The sequence below is a fragment of the Pelatocladus sp. genome (assembly GCF_059505505.1).
Window position 1 is genome coordinate 1 of the sequence record NZ_JCACKS010000158.1, and the last position, 4,321, is coordinate 4,321.

General features: G+C 37.1%; 3 protein-coding genes and 1 tRNA gene. 2 read left to right on the top strand and 2 right to left on the bottom strand.

What is annotated here, in order from left to right; genetic code table 11:
• Window positions 1-162: 162 nt before the first annotated feature.
• Window positions 163-234: transfer RNA gene (locus AC5JMK_RS13090), tRNA-Thr, on the bottom strand.
• 34 nt (window positions 235-268) lie between these two features.
• Here AC5JMK_RS13090 and AC5JMK_RS13095 point away from each other — a divergent pair.
• Window positions 269-559: a DUF3493 domain-containing protein gene (locus AC5JMK_RS13095; RefSeq protein WP_096676459.1), complete on the top strand. Its 291-nt coding sequence runs from the start codon at window positions 269-271 to the stop codon at window positions 557-559.
• A gap of 124 nt (window positions 560-683) precedes the next feature.
• Here AC5JMK_RS13095 and AC5JMK_RS13100 read toward each other — a convergent pair whose 3' ends face one another.
• A complete protein-coding gene (locus AC5JMK_RS13100) occupies window positions 684-2,465 on the bottom strand; it encodes a DUF1565 domain-containing protein (protein ID WP_096676461.1) in 1,782 nt (593 codons plus the stop codon).
• A 220-nt stretch (window positions 2,466-2,685) separates the two neighbouring features.
• Between AC5JMK_RS13100 and AC5JMK_RS13105 the strand changes: the two genes are divergently transcribed.
• Entirely contained in the window at window positions 2,686-2,835 is a 150-nt protein-coding gene (locus AC5JMK_RS13105) for a hypothetical protein (protein WP_495910284.1), read from the top strand.
• The last annotated feature ends 1,486 nt before the right edge of the window (window positions 2,836-4,321 follow it).

A 4,321-nucleotide genomic window follows, 5' to 3' on the forward strand; every position in this document is an offset into this window, starting at 1 on the left:
GTCATGTATTAGTCTTCTATAATACACCGTCTTCCTAAAAGAGTCGCACCCAAATTAAATATATATAGAAGTATATTCAAGCATATTTGAGTGTATTTAAATAATTAAGGTATGCAGAACAAAAGCCTTTGCTGTAGCCTGCATACCTTATTGTTTCGATAAAGCCGATGGCGGGATTTGAACCCGCGACCGCTCGATTACGAATCGAGTGCTCTACCACTGAGCCACATCGGCACAAACAGTCTGTAATTATAGCCTATTTAATCTCATGGTACAACCAAACCCGGAAAACCGACCGTCCCAAAGCTCAGTTAATCCAGAACAATACGCTCGTCTCAAAGCAGAAATCGCAGCTCCTTATGGCAACATACGTAAATTTATTTACATCGCTGCTGGTGCTTCGGGTTTTATTGGTGCATTTATCTTCTTTTTTCAAGTCTTAGCTGGACGCAATCTTGAGACAGCTTTACCCAATTTTGCACTACAACTCGGAGTTATTGCTGTAGCCGTGTTTTTGTGGCGCTGGGAAGGGGGAAAGGGATCGGGGAAAAGGGATTAGGGAAAAAGGATCGGGGAAAAGTAATTTAGGATATTGATACTTTTCTAAATTACTAATCCTTAATTCCCAATCCCCAATCCCCAATCCCCAATCCCCAATCCCCAATCCCCAATCCCCAATCCTTCTACTGTACTGTCACCAAATAAGGTGAGGAAACAGCTTGAACTTGTCCGGCGTTTACTAATGCTTGGTAAACAAAAGCTGCTACTTCTGCCCTAGTTGCTTGACGGTTGGGATTTAGTTGTTTAGCGTTTGGATAATTTACTACTAACCCTTTTGCAGTTGCTGCTGCTACTTGATTAGTAGCATAACTAGGAATTTGGCCAGCATCTGAGTAGAAGGAAAGCACATTTTGGTTATTTGCAGTTAAATTCAAACCACTGGATAAGGAGACAAGCGCCTGTACTCGCGGAATTTGCTGTTGTGGTTTAAAGGTGCGATCGGGATAACCAGAGACAAAACCCAATCTATACGCATTTCTGATGGCATCATAAGCCCAGAATTTACTATTTACATCGCTGAAGTTAGTAGCTTCGCGTTTGGGTTGAGTTTGAGCAAAGGCTTTAGTGACGATCGCAGCAAATTGAGCGCGTGTTACAGGATCATTGGGTTTGAAAGTCCCATCAGGGAAACCAGCAATAATATTCTTAGTTGCTAAAGCTTCAATGTAGGGTTTAGCCCAATAAGTAGCTGTAACATCTTTGAAATTGCCAGTTGCTACGTTAACACTAGAAGCGACAAATTCAACTGAACCAGCGATTTTCTTGGTATCGATATCGTTACCAACAGCCAAAATTTTAATAGTTTTGGTGGCGTTGTTGAGGTCATAGCGAGTGTTACTACGAATCAGATTACCACCAGGGTTGTTGCTTGTACCCAGGTCGGGTGCAGCATTGACGGTTGCTACCACACCATCCCGTTTATTACCCTGAATGATATTCTTACGCAGGATTGGTTTGGCTGTGTCATTGACATAAATACCGTCTTGGTTGCCAATAATCTGGTTTCCTTCTACTAAAGGTGTAGAACTACCACCAATCGCCAAGCCAAAGCCAGTGTCTTCAAACACGTTATTCCGAATGACTCCCGCAGCAGATTTAGCGACAGAAATTCCGTTACCTGTGTTTTTGACAAAGATGTTGTTTTCGATGGTGGGAGTACCTTTACCCGTGACAAAAATGCCATCTCTGACGCTATTTGTAAATACACTGCTGGTAATTGTGGGATTTGTTGATTCTACCCATACAGCAGTACCACGGCTATCTGGGTTGGTAACTGTGATTCCTGAAATTGTGCTATTGTTTTCAGTCTTGATAGTCACATTTTGACTAGCAAATGTCGGACTGACATACTTCCCACTACCAACAATCAATACCCCTTGACCTCTGGTAGTTTGATCGCCTCGTAAGGTCAGACCCTGCTTAATTGTAAGTGGGAAGACTTCTCCACTTTCTTTGTTATAAGTACCAGGCGCTAGTTGAATAGTTGTACCTGATTGGGCTTGACTTAGAGCATAAGTAATAGTTTTATAGGGCTGTGCTTGTGATGTACCAGCACCAGCGCTATCTGAACCACTGGTAGGATTAACGTAAACAATATTTCCTGTAACAGGAATTGGTGTTCCTTGAGTTGTATTTTGAATTTCTGTTTGAGTTGTGTTCTGATTTCCCGTTTGAGTTGTGTTCTGAATTTTGATCTGAGTAGTATTCTGATTTCCTGTTTGATTTGTATTCTGATTGTTTATTTGAGTAGTATCAGCATTTACCACAACAGGCAAAAGCAGAGAACTACTAGATAGTAAAAACAAAGTGGTGACTGCTACAGGTAATTGCATAGTAATGCAAAGATTTTTACCAACAAGAGAGCGAATATTTTTTTGTTGAATAGGAAAACCCTGATGTTTCATGATTTATTTATAACGTTTGTGATGTGCTGATTTACCGCATGTTTAGAAATGTGTCAATTGCAGCCATATCATTTACTAAACACATGCAAAACTATAGCGGATGACATGCTCTTTTGCAGCTGAGTTCCCATGCAAAATTTAATTTCTGTTTTGCAAACTCAGCCAAGATCACAAGAAAATCAAAGACTAAAAGCTTTTATTGGTAAGCATTTGAGCGTTTATGACTAGCACAGTTTTAGTTACATTTAGATTAAGCGATCGCCTACGAATATGGCAAGCGATCGCCTTTCTTGTAGAGAATATCTATACTCTTGTACTACATAAACCTCCCGTAAACACGCTTAGTACCGTGTATCCTAAGCTAAAATAATGTATATGAAAGCATCAGTACTTTGATTTGAAAACTTAACATTAATACATAACCGGAAACACAAATAGATAAAAAATAAAAAAAATATGAGGAAATCAAAAAAAACAAAATTTTCTGCAAAACTAAGAATTGTTCAAACGGGGTCAGCTGATATAAAGACCCTGAATATAAACAATCATATTTAAAAGGAGTCAAAACAAGTAAAAAGTAAAAAGTAAAAAGTAAAAAGAAAGATTCCCACTGATAAATCTGTGGGCTTGAAAAAAGGACACCTTTTACCTTGCACTACGTGTCTCGGTAAAATTATGAGTGTTTAAGTGGGCTTGATACCCACAACTGAAGTTTTTTATGAGTGCCTTTTAACTTTTAACTTTTAACTTGGAGCGAAGCGACTGTCAACATAATTTAAAGGCTCCCAGCAAACTAAAACTCACAATGTTCTAAGCGTCGGGTAGTGGCTTTATACTCCTTGGCGCTTTTAACTTTTCATTGATCATTGGTCATGAGCAAAAATTTTAATTCTATTTACATTTCTTAAGCTCATCCCATACCTAGCTTGGAGTGGGCTTTTCCACCGAATTTCTGTAACTGGCGTTCTGTTGATTCCCACTGATTTCTTTATCACTAATAAAAAAATGGAAGCCTACAAGATTTGTATAGCTCCCAGTGATTATTTGTTGTTTAAAGAGCAAGTTTAAAACTAGGTATAACCCTAACAGGGAGGATTAGGATTTTTGGAAGAGAAGCGAAATATAGCTATAAATCCTACCAGCCACAAAAATGATCTAACTATTACTTTTTATTTTTCTGTTACTTAGTTGTATTAAGTATTAACTTATTTCCGAGGAAGCAACATCCACCACAATGTTGTAACTCTTGTAAGTAATATTTAGACTTGAACAGAAAAATAACCACCAGTAGTAACAGCTTTAGGTAAGAATTATTCTTAGTAATTCAAGAAGTTCAGTTAAGTTTTTGATTAACCCAAGCCTGGGCAAATAATATTTAGTGAGAGAGTCAATACTCTAATTTTACTAACTTAACTGTACTGTTTGATAATTTCGCCTATTAAAAAATAAGATCATAAATAATTATTCATTTACTTTCTCCTGGATGTTAATTTACTAGGTAAATAGTGTGTCTAAGTTCTTATTTATAATGTATAAAAATAAATCTTGTTTGTTATGCCAAAATGGCATATTATTTTAGATTAAATACTGAAAATACTTAAATATTGGATTTTATTTCTATTTTCAATTAGGTATATTCATCTCTTGCACTAGCTTTTCATCCCGCCAATAAATAATTTTATTGACTAATAGCTAAAGTCAGATTTATCTGACTAGGAAAGTATTTGAGTCCATTTACACGGACTTATGCTATACAGCCCACAAATTGATTCTCAGGCGTAATATGGGGTAGATGCAAGATTTAAAAAGTAAAAAGTAAAAAGTAAAAAGTAAAAAGTAAAAAGATAATCCCCATA